The 19,144-nt window shown below is 71.6% G+C and carries 19 protein-coding genes; 7 read left to right on the top strand and 12 right to left on the bottom strand.

Going from position 1 to position 19,144, the window contains the following annotated elements:
- Nucleotides 1-32 precede the first annotated feature (32 nt).
- Nucleotides 33-578: a dihydrofolate reductase family protein gene (locus ABD108_RS06090; RefSeq protein ID WP_305111356.1), complete on the top strand. Its 546-nt coding sequence runs from the start codon at nt 33-35 to the stop codon at nt 576-578.
- Nucleotides 579-649: 71 nt separating this feature from the next.
- Nucleotides 650-2,329 (top strand): serine/threonine-protein kinase, encoded by a 1,680-nt coding sequence (locus tag ABD108_RS06085; RefSeq protein WP_343929786.1) that lies wholly within the window; start codon nt 650-652, stop codon nt 2,327-2,329.
- Here the strand turns inward: ABD108_RS06085 and ABD108_RS06080 are convergent.
- A complete protein-coding gene (locus ABD108_RS06080) occupies nt 2,326-3,546 on the bottom strand; it encodes a DNA polymerase III subunit delta' (RefSeq protein ID WP_343929785.1) in 1,221 nt (406 codons plus the stop codon). The two genes, ABD108_RS06085 and ABD108_RS06080, sit on opposite strands and share 4 nt — an antisense overlap.
- Nucleotides 3,547-3,631: 85 nt before the next feature.
- On the opposite strand from ABD108_RS06080, the gene ABD108_RS06075 reads away from it, so the two are divergent.
- Entirely contained in the window at nt 3,632-5,131 is a 1,500-nt protein-coding gene (locus ABD108_RS06075; RefSeq protein WP_220657532.1) for an adenylate/guanylate cyclase domain-containing protein, read from the top strand.
- On the opposite strand, the gene topA is transcribed toward ABD108_RS06075, so the two are convergent.
- The 3 genes from topA to ABD108_RS06060 all read right to left on the bottom strand — a co-directional run bounded on the left by topA (nt 5,128) and on the right by ABD108_RS06060 (nt 9,185).
- Nucleotides 5,128-8,079, bottom strand: a complete 2,952-nt coding sequence (gene topA / locus ABD108_RS06070) for a type I DNA topoisomerase (RefSeq protein ID WP_343929784.1) — start codon at nt 8,077-8,079, stop codon at nt 5,128-5,130. The genes ABD108_RS06075 and topA overlap by 4 nt on opposite strands.
- A 177-nt stretch (nt 8,080-8,256) precedes the next feature.
- Entirely contained in the window at nt 8,257-8,835 is a 579-nt protein-coding gene (locus ABD108_RS06065) for a hypothetical protein (RefSeq protein ID WP_220657530.1), read from the bottom strand.
- A gap of 146 nt (nt 8,836-8,981) precedes the next feature.
- A complete protein-coding gene (locus ABD108_RS06060; RefSeq protein ID WP_220657529.1) occupies nt 8,982-9,185 on the bottom strand; it encodes a cold-shock protein in 204 nt (67 codons plus the stop codon).
- Between the two features lie 321 nt (nt 9,186-9,506).
- Between ABD108_RS06060 and ABD108_RS06055 the strand changes: the two genes are divergently transcribed.
- Nucleotides 9,507-11,870, top strand: a complete 2,364-nt coding sequence (locus ABD108_RS06055; RefSeq protein WP_343929783.1) for a DEAD/DEAH box helicase — start codon at nt 9,507-9,509, stop codon at nt 11,868-11,870.
- 4 nt (nt 11,871-11,874) lie between these two features.
- On the opposite strand, the gene ABD108_RS06050 is transcribed toward ABD108_RS06055, so the two are convergent.
- Nucleotides 11,875-12,204, bottom strand: a complete 330-nt coding sequence (locus tag ABD108_RS06050; protein WP_305111360.1) for a TfoX/Sxy family protein — start codon at nt 12,202-12,204, stop codon at nt 11,875-11,877.
- A 66-nt stretch (nt 12,205-12,270) separates the two neighbouring features.
- On the opposite strand from ABD108_RS06050, the gene ABD108_RS06045 reads away from it, so the two are divergent.
- The 3 genes from ABD108_RS06045 (at nt 12,271) to ABD108_RS06035 (ending at nt 14,769) form a co-directional block, all read left to right on the top strand.
- Nucleotides 12,271-12,747, top strand: a complete 477-nt coding sequence (locus ABD108_RS06045; protein ID WP_220657526.1) for a tetratricopeptide repeat protein — start codon at nt 12,271-12,273, stop codon at nt 12,745-12,747.
- Nucleotides 12,748-12,845: 98 nt separating this feature from the next.
- On the top strand, nt 12,846-14,345 hold the full coding sequence (locus ABD108_RS06040) for a SulP family inorganic anion transporter (protein WP_343929782.1): 1,500 nt from the start codon (nt 12,846-12,848) through the stop codon (nt 14,343-14,345).
- 10 nt (nt 14,346-14,355) lie between these two features.
- On the top strand, nt 14,356-14,769 hold the full coding sequence (locus ABD108_RS06035; protein ID WP_220657524.1) for a MerR family transcriptional regulator: 414 nt from the start codon (nt 14,356-14,358) through the stop codon (nt 14,767-14,769).
- 12 nt (nt 14,770-14,781) lie between these two features.
- Here ABD108_RS06035 and ABD108_RS06030 read toward each other — a convergent pair whose 3' ends face one another.
- The 7 genes from ABD108_RS06030 to ssd all read right to left on the bottom strand — a co-directional run.
- Nucleotides 14,782-15,135 carry an Rv3654c family TadE-like protein gene (locus ABD108_RS06030; protein ID WP_305111363.1) on the bottom strand — a complete coding sequence of 118 codons (354 nt, stop codon included), beginning with the start codon at nt 15,133-15,135 and terminating at the stop codon, nt 14,782-14,784.
- Nucleotides 15,132-15,440, bottom strand: a complete 309-nt coding sequence (locus ABD108_RS06025) for a TadE family type IV pilus minor pilin (protein WP_305111364.1) — start codon at nt 15,438-15,440, stop codon at nt 15,132-15,134. The genes ABD108_RS06030 and ABD108_RS06025 overlap by 4 nt, the downstream gene beginning before the upstream one ends.
- A gap of 23 nt (nt 15,441-15,463) precedes the next feature.
- Complete coding sequence (locus ABD108_RS06020) at nt 15,464-15,658, bottom strand: DUF4244 domain-containing protein (protein WP_220657522.1); 195 nt, start codon at nt 15,656-15,658, stop codon at nt 15,464-15,466.
- Between the two features lie 23 nt (nt 15,659-15,681).
- A complete protein-coding gene (locus ABD108_RS06015) occupies nt 15,682-16,278 on the bottom strand; it encodes a type II secretion system F family protein (RefSeq protein WP_220657521.1) in 597 nt (198 codons plus the stop codon).
- Nucleotides 16,275-17,081 (bottom strand): type II secretion system F family protein, encoded by an 807-nt coding sequence (locus ABD108_RS06010; protein ID WP_343929781.1) that lies wholly within the window; start codon nt 17,079-17,081, stop codon nt 16,275-16,277. The genes ABD108_RS06015 and ABD108_RS06010 overlap by 4 nt, the downstream gene beginning before the upstream one ends.
- Nucleotides 17,078-18,262 carry a TadA family conjugal transfer-associated ATPase gene (locus ABD108_RS06005; protein WP_343929780.1) on the bottom strand — a complete coding sequence of 395 codons (1,185 nt, stop codon included), beginning with the start codon at nt 18,260-18,262 and terminating at the stop codon, nt 17,078-17,080. The genes ABD108_RS06010 and ABD108_RS06005 overlap by 4 nt, the downstream gene beginning before the upstream one ends.
- Nucleotides 18,259-19,144: septum site-determining protein Ssd (gene ssd / locus ABD108_RS06000; RefSeq protein ID WP_343929779.1), on the bottom strand; the 886-nt coding region annotated here is incomplete at its 5' end. The genes ABD108_RS06005 and ssd, both read right to left, overlap by 4 nt.

Here is a 19,144-nt window from a genome sequence, read left to right as displayed (position 1 = left end):
GTGGGCGCGTCGGTCTATCCGGAAGAGGGATCATGGGCACCATTCACGCACACGAATTCGTCACGCTCGACGGCTATTTCGACGACCCCAGCTTCACCTTCCCGTTCGGATTCGATCCGGCCATGGGCGAGACACTGGGGGCGATCACCGGCGCCGCGAGCGATATCCTGCTGGGCCGCACGACCTACGAGATGTTCGCGCCCGCATGGCGGGACCGCACCCCCGACGACGATCCGGGCGCACCCTTCTTCAACGACACCACCAAGCACGTGGTGGGCGCGAACCCGCTCGTGGAGCAGTGGAACAACACCGTCGCGCTGGGCGCCTACGACCCCGCGGCCATCGCCGACCTCAAGGCCACGGCGCAGGGCGACATCTACATCAGCGGCAGCGGCCAGCTGGTCCGCGGGCTGCTGCACGACGGCCTGCTCGACTCGCTGCACCTGTTCGTGTACCCCGTGGTGCTCGGCCGCGGCGAGCGCCTGTTCACCGACCAGGAGATGACCCTCACGCTGCAGGAGTCGCAGTCCTACGACAACGGCGTGCTGCACCTGGCGTACGGGCCCGCCGCGACCTGAGCCGCGCCCGTTCCGCCTCCCTGACCTGCAAGAACATGGCAAGCTCAGGGTGTCCCGCTACCGTGGAACGGATGCGTGAAGACAGTCTGGCCGTGGCGCAGAGGGAGCGGATGAACGAGCAGTACATCGCGGGATACCGCGTGGTGCGCCGCCTGGGCGGTGGCGGCATGGGTGAGGTGTACCTCGTGGAGCACCCCCGGCTGCCCCGCCAGGACGCGCTCAAACTGCTGCACTCCTCGGTGAGCAGCAACCCCCAGTACAAGGCCCGCTTCGAGCGCGAGGCCTATCTGTTGGCCCAGCTCAACCACCGCAACATCATCCACCTGTACGACCGGGGCGAGCACGACGGCCGGCTGTGGATCGCGATGGAGTACGTGGCCGGACCGGACACGGCGCAGATGCTCGCCGAACGCGGGCCCATGCCGCTGCCCCTGGCGATCGAGATCGCGGCGGGCGCGGGCGCCGGGCTCGATTACGCGTACCGGCACGCGAACATCACCCACCGCGATGTGAAGCCCGCCAACATCCTGGTGGCCTTCGACGCCGACGGTGCGCCACAGGTCAAGCTCGCCGATTTCGGCATCGCGAAGGCCGCGGGCGAGGCTCTCGGCGTCACCTCCACCGGCGTCACTGTGGGGACGATGGCCTACATGTCGCCGGAGGCCTTCGACAACAAGAATCTGGACAACCGGGCCGACCTGTACTCGCTGGGCTGCACCGTCTTCGAGCTGCTCACCGGCACCCCGCCCTTCCCGGGCGATTCGCCCGCCGCGGTGATCTCCGCACACCTGAATCAGCCGGCCCCGAAGATCACCTCGCGCAATCCGGACCTCCCGCCGCATCTCGACCTCGTCTTCCGCAAGGCGCTCGCGAAGCGGCCCGAGGACCGCTACGCCTCGTGTGCGGAGTTCGTCGCCGGCCTGCGCGGCGAGATCCCGACGATGCCGGCGCAGGCGGGGACGGCCGAGCACCCGTCACCGTCGACCGGCGCCTACCCGGCCGGCGGCGGCGACACCGGCTCGTACGGTCCCGCCACCGGCTCCTACGGTCCGCCGACGGGCGCGTACCCGCCGCCCCGGCACACCGCGCCGCAGCCCGCCCCCACCCGCGCGCAGGCCTATCCCCCGGCGACCGCGGCCGAACGCTATCCGGCGGAGCAGTACCCGCCCGCCGAGTACCGCGGCGACACCAAGCCCCGCAAGCGCAGCCTGCCGATCGTGATCGGTGCGCTGATCGTGATCGTGGCGCTGGTGGCGGGCGGTTTCTACCTGTTCTCCCCGACCGGGAAGGGCGGCGCGGCCAGTGGTTCGCCGCTGACCGGCACCTCGGTCCAGCTGGTGAACTTCCAGGACAGTCCGGAGCAGTCGAAGAACCTCGAGAACGTGCTCACCGGCGCCTCCCCGTCGTGGCGCACCTACGAGTACTACTCGGGACCGCAGTTCGGCGGGCTGAAGAAGGGCACCGGCTTCCTGATCACCCTGGACCGCGAGGCCTCGGTCACCTCCGGCACCATCACCTCGCCCAGCGCGGGATCGACGGTGCAGGTGCGCACGGCATCGTCGGCGTCGGTGAGCTCGCTCGATCAGACCTCGACGGTGTGGGACGGCACGCTGAGCAGCGGCGACACCGCCTTCGCGGCCGGCGGCTCGGAGAAGACCCGCTACGTGCTGGTGTGGATCACCGGGCTGTCGCAGATCTCGGGCGGCAAGTGGCAGACCACCATCGACCAGGTGCAGCTGCGCGGAGACTAGCGGCGGTAATCCCGCAGCGCCGAGGACACCCCGGCGGCCATCGCGTCCAGCGCCACCACCGGCTTGACGTTGAGATCGATGGCCTCGCGGCAGTCGAGCACCGACTCCACGCAGCGCAGCAGCCCCTCGGGCCGCGCGTAGCCGGCCAGCCGGCTGGTCTGCTCGGCCTCGTCGGGATGCATCAGTGTGACCCGCGCACCGGAACCCTGCACCAGGGCATCGCGGAACAGCGCGGCCAGGTCGATGAGCGCCCGGTCGAGCGCATCGCGCACGGCCCGGGTGCTGCGCGCCTTCTGCCGCTTCTCCAGGTCTTTGAGCTGTCCCGCGCTACCGCGCATGACCCCGGCCGTGCCGCGGCCGGTACCGCCCGCACCGAGCGCGGTCCGCAGTTCCTCGGTCTCGCGTTCGTTGAGGTCGGCGTTGAGCTCCTTGGCGGTGGACTCGGCATCGCGCAGCAACTGCTCGACCACGCCGTAGACGCCCTCGGAGGTGGCGGCCCGGGCCACGCCCAGGGCCTGCCGGCGCTGCTTCTGCGACTCCGGATCGGTGGCGAGGCGCTTCGCGCGCCCCACGTGTCCGCCGCACACCCCGGCCGCCCAGGCGGCGCGTTCGGGGTCGATGCCGTCGCGTTCGAGCACCGCCGCGATCGCCTCCGCCGACGGCGTGACGAGCGGCACATGTCGGCATCGCGACTTCAGCGTGACGGAGATGTCCTCGGGATCGACGGTGGGCGCGCACAGCAGCACGATGGTCTGCGCGGGCGGCTCCTCGACCATCTTCAGCAACGCGTTACCGGCCTGCTCGGTGAGGCGGTCGGCGTCCTCGATCAGCACGATCTGCCAGCTGCCCACGGACGGCCGCCGCGACGCATCGGCCACCACCTCACGCATCTGCTTGACCGCGATCGACAGCCCGTCCGGCGCGATTGCGCGCACGTCAGCGTGGGTTCCGGCGAGCACGGTGGTGCAGGCGCGGCATTCGCCGCAGCCCGGCTCGCCCGGGGTCTCGCACTGCAACGCGGCCGCCAGGGCGCGGGCGGCGACCGACCGTCCGGAGCCGGGCGGGCCGGTGAACAGCCAGGCGTGGGTCATCGCGGACCCGGCCAGATCGGCGACGGTGCCGGACCCGGCCGCGACCTCGCGTGCGGCCACCGCGGCCGCGCGTAGCTCCGTCACCACCGCGTCCTGCCCGACCAGCCGACTGAACACCCCACTCACGCCACCAGCCTAGCCCTCGTCCCACGAGCCGAGTGCAAGCTAAGTTGGACCCGTGGTCACGCCAGCTAGCAGGTTCAGTCGCTTCATGCGGCTGGCGCGCTGGCTGGCCAAGACCCCGTGGCCGATCTTCGCGCTGGACATCCTGCGGTCGAACATCCTGGGCGCGGTTTTCGTCTTCGGTTTCCTGCGGTTCGCGCTGCCGGTCAACCAGTCGGTGCAGATCCAGCAGATCAGCGGTGTGAACCTGCTGGTGTTCGTGTCCTATCTGCTGTTCGCGACCGCGATCGGCACCATCGTGGGCCTGCGCCTGGTGCTGCCCGTGCTGCGCTGGCACCGCCGCAGCGCCCCCAACGACCTCGACATCTCCCAGCGGGTGCTGGCGCTGCCCAGCCGGATGGCGCTGCTCCAGGCGATCCTGTGGATCGTGGGCGGCGCGATCTTCGTGGTGATCAACTACGACGCCCCCACCGGCACCCCCGCCGTGATCGCGATGACGGTCTTCCTGGGCGCAGCCACCACGTGCGCGCTGAGCTACATGCAGACCGAGCGGGTGCTGCGGCCGATCACGGTGGCCGCGCTGGCGCAGGAGCCGCAGGGCACCGCCGGACTGTCCGTGAACACGCGCATCATGCTCAGCTGGCTGCTGGGCACCGCGGTGCCGATCATCGGCATCCTCATGGTGATCCTGTTGCAGCACTTCGGCCTGGTCGACCCCGACGCGCCCAGCATGATCGACCCCATCCTGCTGCTGTCGCTGGTGGCGCTGGCCGCCGGCCTGCTCGGCATGGTGCGGGCGGCGAAGTCCATCGGCGATCCGATCCGCGACCTGTTCCGGGCGCAGCGCCGCGTGCGCGACGGTGATTTCAACACCTCGGTGAAGATCTACGACTCCAGCGAGCTGGGGCTGCTGCAGGCCGGTTTCAACGACATGGTGCACGATCTGGCCGAGCGGCAGCGGATGCGCGACATGTTCGGCCGGTACGTGGGCGAGGACGTGGCGCGGCAGGCGCTGGAGCACGGCACTCACCTGGGCGGCGAGACCCGCGAGGTGGGCGTGCTGTTCGTCGACCTGGTCGGGTCCACCAAGCTGGCCGTCACCGAGGAGCCGGCCGCGGTGGTCGACCTGCTCAACGACTTCTTCAAGGTGGTCGTCGACCTCGTCGACCTGCACGGCGGTTTCGTCAACAAGTTCCAGGGCGATGCGGCCCTGGCCATCTTCGGCGCCCCGCTGCCGCACCCCGATTCCGCGGGCGCCGCGCTGGCGGCGGCGCGGGAGATGCGGTTCCAGCTGCGGGACGTGCTCGGCGGCACCGGCTTCGGCATCGGTGTCTCCGCCGGTCAGGTGGTGGCCGGGCACATCGGCGCGAAGGCGCGGTTCGAGTACACCGTGATCGGCGATCCGGTGAACGAGGCGGCGCGGATCACCGAGATCGCGAAGTCCGAGCCCTCGTCGTTGCTCGCCGCCGGTCGCGCGGTACAGGCGGCGACGGAGGCCGAGCAGGCCCTGTGGACGCTGGGTGAGGCGATCGAGCTGCGGGGACGCGGCCAGCTCACGCAGCTGGCGCGCCCCCTCTACGACGACTAGACGGTCTCGTCGGCCGCCGGTGCGGCCTTCTTCGCCGGTGCCTTCTTCGCGGGCGCGGCCTTCTTGGCGGTGGTCTTCTTCGCCACCGTCTTCTTCGCCACTGCCTTCTTCGCCGCGGCCTTCTTGGCCGGTGCCTTCTTCGCGGGAGCCTTCTTGGCCGCCGCCTTCTTGGTGGCCTTCTTCTTCACCGGTCCGCGGGCGCGACGGTCCGCGAGCAGCTCGGAGGCGCGCTCGTCGGTGATCGACGCGACCTCGTCGCCCTTGCGGAGCGAGGCGTTGGTCTCGCCGTCGGTGACGTACGGACCGAACCGGCCGTCCTTGATCACCATCGCGGCACCGGACACCGGGTCGTTGCCCAGCTCCCGCAGCGGCGGCGCGGCGGCGGCGCCACGGCCCCGTCGCTTCGGCTCGGCGTACAGCTTGAGCGCCTCGTCGAGGGTCACCGTGAACAGCTGCTCCTCGGTGGCCAGCGACCGGGAGTCGGTACCCTTCTTCAGGTACGGCCCGTAGCGGCCGTTCTGCGCGGTGATCTCCTCCTTGGACTCGGGATCGACACCCACCACGCGGGGCAGCGACAGCAGCCGCAGCGCGTCCTCGAGGGTCACCGTCTCGATGTCCATGGTCTTGAGCAGTGAACCGGTGCGCGGCTTCGGCGCATCGGTCTTCTTCTTGCGCTTGGTCTTGGTGGTCGCCGCCTCGTCGAGGTTCTCCGCCTCGGGATCGGTCTCGGGCTCCGGCAGGATCTCCGTGACGTACGGGCCGAAACGGCCCTCCTTGGCGACGATCTCGTGGCCCGTCGCCGGGTCCACGCCCAGCGGGCGGCCGTCCTGCGGGGTCGCGAACAGCTTCTCGGCGACCTCCTCGGTGAGCTCGTCCGGGGTCATCGAAGCGAGGATGTTGGCCCGCTGGACCGTGGGCTCGCCGGGCTCGGTCTCCCCGTCCTGGGGGGCGACGGTGCGCTCCAGGTACGGGCCGTAGCGGCCGACGCGCACGTAGACCACGTTGCCGTTGGTGTCGGTGTACAGCGGGATCGAGTTGATCTCGCGGGCGTCGATCGCGTCCAGGTTGGCGGCGACCAGGTTCTTCAGGCCGGGGCTGTCGGGGCCGGGGCCGTCCGCGGAAACCGTTGCGGCATCGCCGTTGTCGCCGAAGTAGAACCGGGTGAGCCAGTCGACCCGGCCCTCGCGGCCGCCGGCGATCTCGTCGAGATCGTCCTCCATGGAGGCGGTGAAGTTGTAGTCCACGAGGCCGCCGAAGTGGCCCTCCAGCAGGCCGATCACGGCGAAGGCGACCCACTGCGGCACGAGGGCGTTGCCCTTCTTCACCACGTAGCCGCGGTCCTGGATCGTCTTGATGATCGAGGCGTAGGTCGACGGGCGGCCGATGCCCAGCTCTTCGAGGGTCTTGACCAGCGAGGCCTCGGTGTAGCGGGCGGGCGGGCTGGTCACGTGATCGGCGGCGATGAGCTCGGCGGCGGTCACGCTCTGGCCCTTGGTGAGCTGCGGCAGACGCGATTCCGCGTCATCGGCCTCGCCGCCAGCTTGATCGTCGACGGTCTCGACGTAGGCCGAGAGGAAGCCGGGGAAGGTGATGGTGCGGCCGGAGGCGGCGAACTCCACCGTCTCGCCGCTGGTCGCGGTGCCGCCGATGCGCAGGCTCAGGGTGGTGCCCTTGACGTCGGCCATCTGGGAGGCGACGGTGCGCTGCCAGATCAGCTCGTAGAGCCGGAACTCGTCGGTGCCCAGCACGGAGTTCAGCGCGCCGGGGGTCTGGAAGACCTCGCCGGCGGGGCGGATCGCCTCGTGCGCCTCCTGCGCGTTCTTCACCTTGCGGGTGTACTGCCGCGGGGTGGGGTGCACGTACTCGTCGCCGTACAGCTGCCGCGCCTGATCGCGGGCGGCGGCGATGGCCGTCTCGGACAGCGTGGTCGAGTCGGTACGCATGTAGGTGATGTAGCCGCCCTCGTAGAGGCGCTGCGCCACCTGCATGGTGCGGTCGGTGTTGAACCGCAGCTTGCGGCTGGCCTCCTGCTGCAGCGTGGAGGTCATGAAGGGCGCGTAGGGCTTGCGGGTGTACGGCTTCTCCTCGACGGAGTTCACCGTGAGGGTCGCGTTCTGCAGGCCTGCGACCAGGGCGTTCGCGCGCGCACCGTCGAGCACGGTGGTGCCGGCCGGCTTCTTGAGCTGGCCCTGCGCGTCGAAGTCGCGGCCGGTGGCCACGCGGTTGCCGTCCACGCCCACGAGGCGGGCGCCGAAGGTGCGCGGGGTGGCCTGCGCGCCGGCGTCGAGCTGCGCGGCGATGTCCCAGTAGCCGGCGGTGCGGAAGGCGATCCGCTCGCGCTCGCGGTCGACGATGATTCGGGTGGCGACGGACTGCACGCGGCCGGCCGAGAGGCCCTGGTTCACCTTGCGCCACAGCACGGGGCTGACCTCGTAGCCGTAGAGACGATCGAGGATGCGGCGGGTCTCCTGCGCGTCGACGAGGTTCATGTCCAGTTCGCGGGGTTCCTGCGCGGCGGCCTGGATGGCCTGCTGGGTGATCTCGTGGAAGACCATCCGCTTGACCGGGACCTTGGGCTTGAGCACCTCTTGCAGGTGCCACGCGATGGCCTCGCCCTCGCGGTCACCGTCTGTCGCGAGGTACAGCTCGTCGGCCTGCTTGAGCAGCGACTTCAGCTCGGAGACCGTGGAGCGCTTGCTCGCGGAGGTCACGTAGTGGGCCTCGAAGTCGTGGTCGACGTCCACGCCGAGCCGGGACCAGGACTTGCCCTGATCGGCCTCGGGCAGCGGGTTGTCGCGGCTGGGGAGGTCGCGGATGTGTCCCATGGACGCCCGGACGGTGTAGTTCGGCCCCAGGTAATCGCCGATCTTCTTGCCCTTGGCAGGGGACTCCACGATCACCAGACGATGCAAGCCGTCCTCGCCTGCTGCCTTCCCGCGTGCCGCCATGGACCCTCCTGCCTGTTACCGGTGGTCGCCTCGCGCCACCTGCACCCCGTACGTCTCCTCCGACGCTGGGGTCACGGGTGCCCATTCTGCCGCACCCGAATCGGACTTGCTACCGGACACCTTATATCTAGGGGTGCCGTGCACGCCGCGCACAGCCGGATCCTCGCCAGTCGGCGGTCAGGGAACCGGCCACTCGGCGGATGCCTCCGGGACGGGCGGCGGGTCGCCGATGCTCTCCCGCAGGCGCAGCAGCCGACGGTGCCCGGACACCCGCAGCGCGGGGCGGTTACCGCGGGTGCCCACCAGGGTGGGTGCGATGCCCGCGCGCATGAGGGCGGTCGCGAGCACGGGCGCGGTCTCGGGCGTGTGCGGGTCGAGGTGGAGAAGGTAGTGCGCCCCGTCGGGCTCGCCGGCGGCCAGGGCCCAGGCGCGCAGGGCGCGGGGTCCGGGCACCCAGGTGGGCGGGGCCACCTTGGCGGCGCCGCGGGTCCACTCGAGCGCGAGCGGCTGCAGTTCGGGGCTGGCCAGCGTCCGGACCAGGGGCGATCCCTCGTCGGAGGTGCCGGTCTCGCCGCGGAGGCCGGCCTCGGCGATCATCGCGGCCAGGGCGTCGGCGCGCCAGGGGGCGGAGACGACCACGGAGATCCGGGCGCTACCGCCGAGCTGCACGATCTGCCCCGGGGCCGCCAGGACTCCGGCGAGGTCGCGCGGCGACGGCGCGGTCTGCTCGGCGGAGAAGAGTGACAGTTGGGACACCGGTTAAGAGTAGTTCGCCCGCACGCCCGGCCCGGTGCCGACACGATCTCGATCGCGTCGCGAACCGGTCGCGAATGCACGACACCCCCTCACCGTGCGGTGAGGGGGTGTCGCGAGAAACGCTTATCGCGTGGTGCGGAGGTTTCTTAGATAGCGCGGACGCCGGTGGCCTGCGGGCCCTTGGTGCCCTGGCCGACCTCGAACTCGACCTGCTGGTTCTCCTCGAGCGTACGGAAGCCGTTGCCCTGGATCTCCGAGTAGTGGACGAACACGTCATCCGAGCCGTCGGCGGGAGCGATGAAGCCGAAGCCCTTCTCCGCGTTGAACCACTTCACAGTGCCCTGTGCCATTGAGATGTTTCCTAACTTGTCTTACTACCGGTGTAGGAACTCACCCAAGATGAGGGCGTGTTCCTGGCCGGTTCCGGCCGCCATACTTTCTGGAGCCGTTTGCGGAGTCCGCACACAAAAACCTTCAGTACCACGCCCGCAACATCGATCCCCCGATGGTCCACTCGGACCCCCGGCGGGAGCTGCGACCGCATACAGTCAATCACGATTTCGAATCGAGCGACAGCGGGCGGGGTGAATTCGCCTGCTGTTAACCCGGCGGGCGTCGAATCGTATCCGAGTTCCTACCCGCGAGTAGAGTGGGATACCGCCTCGGAAGGGATGCGCGGGGCGATCGGTACAGGTGCAGCGTCGGGGGCAATCGCAGTGGAGCACAACACCTTCGGGCGAGAGCTGCTGGCCCGGATCCAGGCGGGTACCGGCGCCGGGGGCGATGGGGTCACCCACATCGCGGACATCCCGTCACGGCGAGCGGAATTCGGGGAGTGGCCCACCTGGCTTCCGGCGGACATCCGCGACGGCCTCATCGAGACCGGGGTCGAACGGCCGTGGCGGCACCAGGTGGAGGCCGCCGAGCACGCCCACGCCGGCCGGCACGTGGTGATCTCCACCGGTACGGCGTCAGGAAAGTCCTTGGCGTATCAGCTTCCCGTGCTGGCGGCGCTGGCAGACGATCCGCGCGCCACTGTCCTCTACCTCTCTCCCACCAAGGCATTGGGCACCGATCAGCACGCCGCCGCGGTGCGCCTGATGTCGCTGTTCGACGGTTCGGACACCGTATCGCCGGCGATGTACGACGGCGACACCTCGCAGGAGATGCGGCGGTGGGCGCGGTCCGACAGCCGGTGGGTGTTCACGAACCCCGACATGATCCACGTGGGAATGCTTCCGCGGCACGCGAAGTGGGCACGTTTCCTACGAGGGCTGAAGTACGTGGTGGTGGACGAGTGCCATCACTACCGCGGCGTCTTCGGATCGCACACGGCGTTGGTACTGCGGCGGCTGCTGCGGGTGGCGGCGAAGTACGGCGCCGCCCCTACGGTGATCTGCGCATCGGCCACCACGTCCGATCCCGCCGGCGCCGCCTCCCGTCTCATCGGCGCGGACTGCGTGGCGGTGGACACCGATTCCTCGCCGCACGGGCCGCGCACCGTGGTGCTGTGGGAGCCGCCGCTGATCCCGGACCTGGAGGGCGAGAACGGCGCCCCGGTGCGGCGGCAGGCCACCACGGAGGCGTCCCGGATGATCGCCGATCTCGTGGTGGAGGGCGCCCGCACACTGGCCTTCGTCCGTTCCCGACGGTCCGCGGAGACCGTCGCGCTGTCCGCCCGGCGGATGCTGGCCGAGGCCACACCGGAACTCGCCGGCCGGGTGGCCGCCTATCGCGCCGGGTACCTCGCGGAGGATCGTCGGGCCCTGGAACGCGGCCTGGGCGACGGTGAGCTGCTGGCGGTGGCCACCACCAACGCGCTCGAATTGGGCGTGGACATCGCGGGATTGGATGCCGTGCTGATGGCGGGTTTCCCGGGGACGGTGGCCTCGTTCTGGCAGCAGGCCGGGCGCAGTGGGCGCCGCGGGCAGGGTTCGCTGATCCTGCTGATCGCGCGCGACGATCCGCTGGACACGTACCTGGTGCACCACCCGCAGTCGCTGCTGGGCCGTCCGGTGGAGGCCACGATCACCGATCCTTGGAACCCGTACGTCCTTGGGCCGCAGCTGCTCTGCGCCGCGGGCGAGTTGCCGCTGACCCGCGAGGAGGTGGCCACGCTCGGTGCGGTGGACGTGGTGGGACGGCTCGCAGCCGACGGCCTGCTGCGGGAGCGTCCCGCCGGGTACTTCCTGGCCGCCGGGATCGATCCCCATGCGCGCGTGAACATTCGGGGCGGGGCGGGCAGCGAGGTACTGATCGTGGAGGAGTCCACCGGCCGGCTGCTGGGCACCGTCGATTTCCATCGCGCGCTGTCCACGGTGTACCAGGGCGCGGTGCACGTGCATCAGGGCGAGTCGTACGTGGTCGACGAGCTCGATCTCGACGAGGGCCTGGCCATGGTGCACGCCGAGGAGCCGGAGTGGACCACCTCGGCCCGCGAGGACTCCGATGTCCGGATCACGGCGGTGCACCAGACCGAGGAGCTGGGGGCGGTCACCGCGCGGTTCGTCTCGGTGGAGGTCACCAGCCAGGTGGTGGGATACCTGCGCACGCTGCGCACCGGCGAGGTACTCGATGCGGTGGAGTTGGACCTGCCGGAGACCTCGCTGGCCACGCAGGCTGCGCTGATCACGATCGATCCGGAGGCCCTGCTGGCCGCGGACCTCGCCCCGGAGCACTGGCCGGGCGCGCTGCACGCCGCCGAGCACGCGGCGATCGGCCTGCTGCCGCTCGTGGCCTCGTGCGACCGGTGGGACATCGGCGGGCTCTCGACGGCGCTGCACGAGGACACCGGCCTGCCGTCGATCTTCGTCTACGACGGGTACCCGGGCGGCGCCGGCTTCGCCGAGCGCGGCTATGAGGCGCTCGCGACGTGGCTGCTCGCCACCCGCGATGCCGTGGCCGCCTGCGAATGCCCAGCGGGTTGCCCGTCGTGCGTGCAATCCCCCAAGTGCGGCAACGGGAACGACCCACTCGACAAGGCCGGCGCGATCGTGGTGCTCGACCTGGTGCTGGCCGCTCTGGCCCGGGGGTGATCCGCTACTTCGGCGGCAGCGTCCGCGAGTAGTCGACGGTGCGCCGCACCCACTCCGCGAGGTCGATATCGGAGGCGATCTCCTCCTCGTCGAGCACGAGCCAGCCGCGCATCTCCCGTCCGCCCATCACGGCGAGCGAGACGTGCTCGCCGATGTACTCGTCGGCCACCTCGCGCGGCAGCCGGACCATGGCGCCACCGTCGTTGCGGACGGCGATGCTCATGTGGCCGTCCACCAGGAAGGCGAGGCCGCCGAACATCTTCTTCTCCGTGATGCCCGGGGCCGCCCCCAGTGCGTCGCGGATCCGATCGGCCAGGCCCTCGTCGTACGCCATGGATTCAGTGTGCGCGCGTGCGCTCGACGCTGCTAGGTTCCAAGCGTATCGATCGGAGGGGGCGCGATGACCTGGGAAGACGATCTCGAGGCGGCGTGGGCGGCGGACCTCGGCGAGGACGAACTGCGGGCCCGGATCGGTCGGATCGTGGGCGATCCCGCGGTCCCCGAGGGCGTCGCGGAGTTCGAGCGCGCGGGTGTCGAGGATTCGACGGGGCACCCCGAGCGGGCGGTTCCGGGCTACCGGCGCGCCCTCGCCGCGGGTCTCGACGAGAGCCGCGCGCGGCAGGCGACGATCCAGTTGGCCAGCTCGCTGCGCAACCTGGGCGAGCCCGGCGACGGGCTGATGCTGCTGGACGGCCTCGACCGCACTCTCGGCGACGGCCTCGATCCCGCCATCGCGGTCTTCCGGGCCCTCTGCCTGACCGACCTACGGCGCACCGACGAGGCGGTGGCGCTCCTGATCGACACCGTGGCCGAGGGAATGACCCGCTATCAGCGCTCAGCGCGCGCCTACGCCCAGGAACTCAGAGACAAGGACTGACCGCACGGGCTCCGTCCGATTCGTCATCCGCACCGGCCCTCGTTAACCTTACCCTCACGGGAGGGTAGATTTTCCCTCCGCAGCAACGGAGGGCCGCCATGATCACGCGATTCGCACGCGCAGCGCAACGGAGCGAGGTGCTCGCGGCTCTGCGAAGCCCGCAGCGGCTGCGCACCGAGACGCTCGCCGGGCTCGTCGTCGCGCTCGCGCTGATCCCCGAGGCCATCTCGTTCTCGATCATCGCGGGCGTCGATCCGCGGGTCGGCCTGTTCGCGTCGTTCACCATGGCGGTGACCATCGCCGTCGTCGGCGGCCGACCCGCGATGATCTCCGCCGCGACGGGCGCCATCGCGCTGGTCATCGCGCCGATCGCCCGCGAACACGGGCTCGACTACCTGCTGGCCACTGTGGTCCTCGCGGGCATCCTGCAGGTGCTGCTGAGCATGCTCGGAGTGGCGAAGCTGATGCGCTTCATCCCCCGCAGCGTGATGATCGGCTTCGTCAACGCCCTCGCGATTCTCATCTTCCTCGCTCAGCTCCCCCACATGACCGGCGTTCCCTGGGCCGTCTACCCGCTGATCGCCGCGGGTCTCGTGCTCATGGTCGGCCTGCCGAAGTTGACCCATGTGGTGCCGGCGCCCCTCGTGGCGATCGTCGTCCTCACCGGGTTCACGCTCGCCTCCGGACTCACCGTGCCCACCGTGGGCGACGAGGGCGAACTGCCTAGTACGTTGCCGCAGTGGCTGATTCCGGACGTCCCGTTCACCCTCGAGACCTTGCGACTGATCGCCCCGTACGCGCTGGCCATGGCGCTGGTGGGCCTCCTCGAATCACTGATGACCGCCACCCTCGTCGACGACATCACCGATACCCCCTCTGATAAGACCCGGGAGGGTTGGGGCCAGGGGGTGGCGAACGTGGTCACCGGATTCTTCGGCGGGATGGGCGGATGCGCGATGATCGGCCAGACGATGATCAACGTCAAAAGCGCCGGCGCGCGCACGCGGATCTCCACCTTCCTCGCCGGTCTGTTCCTGCTGATCCTCGTGGTCGGGCTCGGAGACCTGGTGGCGAGGATCCCGATGGCGGCGCTCGTGGCGGTGATGGTGATGGTGGCCGTGGGCACCTTCGACTGGCACAGCATCGCCCCCGCCACGCTCCGCCGGATGCCACGCAGCGAGACCGCGGTGATGCTCGTGACCGTGGCGATCACCGTGGCCACGCACAATCTGGCCTACGGGGTGATCGGCGGCGTGATCGTCGCGACACTGCTGTTCGTCCGCCGGGTCTCGCACTTCACCGAGGTCTCACGGTCTCCCGAGGGAGCGGATGGCACGCGGACCTATCGTGTGCGGGGCGAGCTGTTCTTCGCGTCCAGCAACGATCTGGTGCATCGATTCGACTACGCGGACGATCCCGAGCGGGTGCTCGTCGACCTGTCCGACACCCACGTGTGGGACGCGTCCACGGTGGCGACGCTGGACGCGATCGAGATGAAGTACCGGGCCCGCGGTAAGACGGTGGTCTTCACCGGCCTCAACCCGGCCTCGGCGGAACGCCACGGGCGCCTGACCGGCAGGCTGGGCGCAGGCCACTAGGCTCGTGGGCATGGCTGATCAGATGCGCCTGCCCGAGGCCCGGCTGCTGCAGATCGGCCAGGTCGCGGAGGCCACCGGGCTCTCCCTCAAGACGATCCGGCACTACGACGAGATGGGCCTGGTCGAGCCGTCGGAGCGCAGCCCCGGAGGTTTCCGGCTGTACACCGCGGCCGACGTCGAACGCCTCCTGGTGATCCGCAGGATGAAGCCGCTCGGCTTCACCCTCGAGCAGATGCGTGATCTGCTGTCGGCGCTCGACGCCCTCGCCGATCCGGACACCGATGGCGAGGTCCGTTCCGATGCCGCGGAATTCATCGACCAGTGCTCGGCCGCCGCCCAGCAGCGATGTGCCGAACTCCGCACGCAATTGGCGATGGCGGAGGAGTTCGCGGCGGTGCTCAGCGACCGGGCTCAGCACCGCTAGCGGGCCGGACCGTCATTCCGGACCTGCCCGCGCTATCGCGACCGCCTCGCCGTTGCCGAACACGGAGAAGGCGACGGGCACACCCACCCGGACGGTGACCTCGAACTCCCGCTCCACCGTGCACGCGAGTAGCCGCGCCGAATTCTCCTGCGCCAGACGAGTCGCCGCCGCACAGGCGGCGTCGACGTCGAGCGCATCGGCGGCTCCCGCGAGCGCGGCGAGATCGGCCGCCGCCTGCGCGCGGTGCCGCGCCGACACCGCGGCGCCCACGTCGATGATCATCACCGCCACCACCACGATCACGGCCACCATCACTGCGCCCAGCACCGTGGCGACCCCGTCGTCATCACGGAGTACCCGTCTCACCCCGCCTCCCCCGGTTCGAGCGCCGCGACCGCCGTGGCCGAGACCGTGAGGCCCGGCAGAGCGGGCACGGGTGCCTGCACCCGCACGGTCACCGTGTCGCCGGACCGTGTCGTCGATGCCGTGGCGCCAGGCGGTCCCACTGCGGAGATCGCCTGGGCGGCACGGGCATCGTCGCCGCGGGCGGTGAGCCGGGCGGCCTCGCGTGCGGCGTCCACACACCGCACCTGGGCGGTGACGCCGACGATCGCCCCGACGCTCAGCACCAGCACCGTGATCAGGCTGGCGACGGCGAGCGCGGCCTCCACGGTGACCGCGCCCGCATCGCCGGCTATCCGGTGGAGGTGCCCAGAGCCTTCCCGATGATCGACGTGAGGCCGCTGACGATGTTGTCGCCGGTGACCACGCCGTAGAGCACCGCACCGAAGGCCGCGGCCGCGATCGTCCCGATCGCGTACTCCACCGTGCTCATCCCCTCCTCCTGCATCATCAGTTCGGTCATCGTGCACCGCAGACGAATCCACATTCCATCCCCCTCTCGTCGGGCCGCTACAGCAGCCCCTCACCGAGCACTTTGCCCGCGAGTCCCATCACCACCGGAACGATGCCGAGGCACACGAACGCCGGTAGGAAGCACAATCCGAGCGGGCCGGCCACCATGACCCCCGCTCGTTCACCCGCCGCCACCGCGCGGTCCTCGGCCTGCGCGCGCTCCGTGCGCGCGAGATCCGCGAGGCCGGCCGCGGGCGAGGAACCGGCGCGTGCGGAGCGGCGCAGCATCCGCGTGAGCGCGACCACCTGCGGGTCGTCGGACTCGGTGCGCCAGGCGGTCTCCGGATCGGAACCGAGCGCCAGCAGTTCCGCCGCCCGGTGCAGCACCGCGGCCAGGGCCGGCGCCGCGGTGGCCCCCACGGCGCGGGCCGCGTCCGCGGTGGGCATGCCCGCGCGAAGACACACGGCGAACAGGTCGTACGCGGCGGCGGCCTCGAACGGATCGGGCTTCGGCGCGCGCCGCGGCAGGTGCCGACGGCGGGAATCGGAGCCGTCACCGGACCGGTGCAGCCGAGCACGCGCCTGCACGGGCAGGGCCACCAGCGCGGTCGCGATGAGGGCGAACGCGGCCGCGAACGGACCGTATCCGCTCATGCCGGCACTCCTTCGCCCTGGTCGGTGCCCGCCGCACCGTCGGCGATCGACCGCGACCACAGCAGCCCCACCGAGGTCAGACACACCCCCACCACCAGCAGGATTCCGCCGGCCCCGGTACCGAGGAGGGTGCGCAGCGGATTCGCGCCGATCAGTTGCCCCATCGCCACCCCGAGCACCGGCAGCGCCGCCAGCACCTGTGCGGTGGCGCGCGCTCCCGCGAGCGCGGAGTGCGCACGGCGTTCGTACCGCTCGCGGGCCCGCAGATCCTCGCGGACCGAGGCCAGCAGCTCGCCCATGCCGATGCCGTGCCGCGTCCCGGTGTCCCAGGCGGCCGCGAGCCGCGACCAGGCGGCGCTCTCGCCCGCGTGCCCGCGCAGGCCTGCGGCCACGTCGCCCCCGAGTTCGGCGCGGCCCGCCATCTCCGCGAAGACGTCCCGGACGTGCCGATCCTCGGCGTCGCGCCCGGCGGTGGCGCACGCGGCGGCGGGGTGCGCGCCGACCGACAGCTCGGCGACCATCGCATCGACGCCGGCGAGGATCGCGGTCAGCCGGTCGGCTCTTGCCCGGCGGGCGTGGTTCCGCGACCACAGCTCGCGCACGGTCCCGGCGGCGAGCGCCGCGGCGAGGGCCTGCGCGGGACCGACCAGCAGCGCCCCGGCGGGTACCGCGAGGGCGAGCCAGCCCCACCGCAGCACGCGTTCGCGCCGCGCCGGACGGTGCGCGGCATGCAGCCGGGCCGCCCCGGCGCCGCCCGGCCACAGGAGTGCGGCCACTGCGAGCACCGCCACTGCCCCGCTCACGCTGCGCCCCGTTCGGCCAGCAGCTCCCGGAGCACGGCGTCGGCACCGGTGAAACCCTCGTCCCGATCCCACGCCGGGCGCACCCGCACGTACCCGTCGTCGGCTCTGTCGACCACGCCGATGCTGCGCAACCCGCGGCGCCCGTCGGGCCAGCGATGCACCGCGAAGACCACCTGGAAGGCGGCGGCAAGCTGCGCATGCAGCGCCTCCCGACCGAGCCCGCCCAGGGCCGCGAGCGCCTCCAGGCGCGCCGGGACCTCGCGGGGCGAGTTGGCGTGGACGGTGCCCGCGCCGCCGTCGTGCCCGGTGTTGAGCGCGGTCAGCAGGTCGACCACCTCCGCGCCGCGGACCTCGCCCACCACGATCCGGTCCGGCCGCATCCGCAACGACTGCCGCACCAGATCGCGCACCGTGACCTCGCCGACGCCCTCCACGTTGGCGCCGCGCGCGATCAGCGAGATCACATGGGGATGAACGGGATCGAGTTCGTGCGCGTCCTCCACGCAGAGCACGCGCTCACCGGGGGACACCTCGCCCAGCAACCCGTTGAGCAAGGTGGTCTTGCCGCTGCCGGTGCCGCCGACCACGAGGAAGGCGAGCCGCGCGGCCACCACCGCGCGCACCGTCTCCGCCACCTCGGGCGGCACTGCGCCCGAGGCGATCAGCGCGGCCAGGCTCTGGGTGGCGGGCCGCAGGACGCGCAGCGAGATGCAGGTACCACCGTGCGCGAGCGGTGGCAGCACGGCGTGCAACCGGATTCCACTGCCCGCACGGCCGCCGGGCCCGGCGGGAAGGTGCCCGTCCACCCAGGGCTGGGCGTCGTCGATCCGGCGGCCCGCCGCCAACGCGAGCCGGGCGGCGAGGCGGCGCACCGCATCGTCGTCCTCGAAGGTCACCTCCGTGCGTTCGAGACCGGCCCCGCGATCGATCCACACCCTGTCGGGCCCCGCGACCAGCACGTCCGCGACCGCCGGATCGGCGAGCAGCGGCTCCAGGCGGCCCGCGCCGACCAGCTCGGTCTCCAGGTAGGCCAGACCGTCGAGCAGCTCGGTATCGCCCAGCACCCCGCCGCACTCCGCACGGAGCGCGGCCGCCATGACGTCGGGGGTGAGCACGGCCGCGGTGTGCGCGAGCCGCTCCCGCACCCGGGCCAGCAGGTCCGCACTCGTGGCGGGATTCATGCGGCGCCCCGGCGGACACCGTCGAGTACGCGGCCGGCCGCGGCGGCGAGCGGCGAACCGCGGCGCAGGCGCAGGCCTCCCTCATCGAGCTGGGCGTCGAGCCCCGGCTGCGGCCGCATCGATGTGAGCAGGGGCAGGCCGACGGCCCGTTCGACGTCCCGAGCGGACAGGCCGCCCGGTGCCGGACCCCGCACCACGAGCCGCGCCGCTCGCGCCCGGCGCGCCACCCCGTCGGCCACCGAGCGGGCCGCCGCGCAGGCCCGCACCGTGGCACCGCACACCACGAGCACCACATCGGCCACCTCCAGGCAGGCATCGGTGGCGGCATCGGAGCGGCGCGGCAGGTCGACCACCGTGACCCCCACGCTGCGACGCCCCGCATCGAGCACCGCGAGCAGCGCCTCCGCCGGGATCTCGGGCGCGGGGGAACCGCCGGACGCGAGCACGGCGACGGCGTCCGCGCGCCCCGGCAGCGCGGCCACGAGCGCCTCCGAGGGCACGTGCCCGCCGCGCAGGGCGAGATCGCCCCAGCGCAGACCGGGGAGATCGGCGCAGCCCAGGAGCAGGTCGAGGCCGCCGCCCCAGGGATCGGCGTCCACCGCGAGCGCCGTGATCCCGCGCCCCGGCGCCGCCACCGCGACGGCCGCGGCCAGCACCGACGCCCCCGCTCCGCCGTGCCCGCCGAGGACCGCCACCACCCGGGACCGGGCACCGTCGTCGGGCTCGCGCGCGGCGAGGAACCGGGCCAGGTCGCGGACCTGCGCGGGCAGTTCGAAGACCTGGGCCGCCCCCACGTCGACCGCCGCGGCCAGCTCCGGGAGCCCGGCCTGCGCCGCCACCATCGCCACGCCCTCCCGGCGGGGCAGGCCGCCGGCCCCGGCC

Source organism: Tsukamurella strandjordii, from assembly GCF_039525985.1.
Lineage (GTDB): Bacteria > Actinomycetota > Actinomycetes > Mycobacteriales > Mycobacteriaceae > Tsukamurella > Tsukamurella strandjordii.
This window is presented reverse-complemented; position numbering and strand designations above follow the sequence as displayed.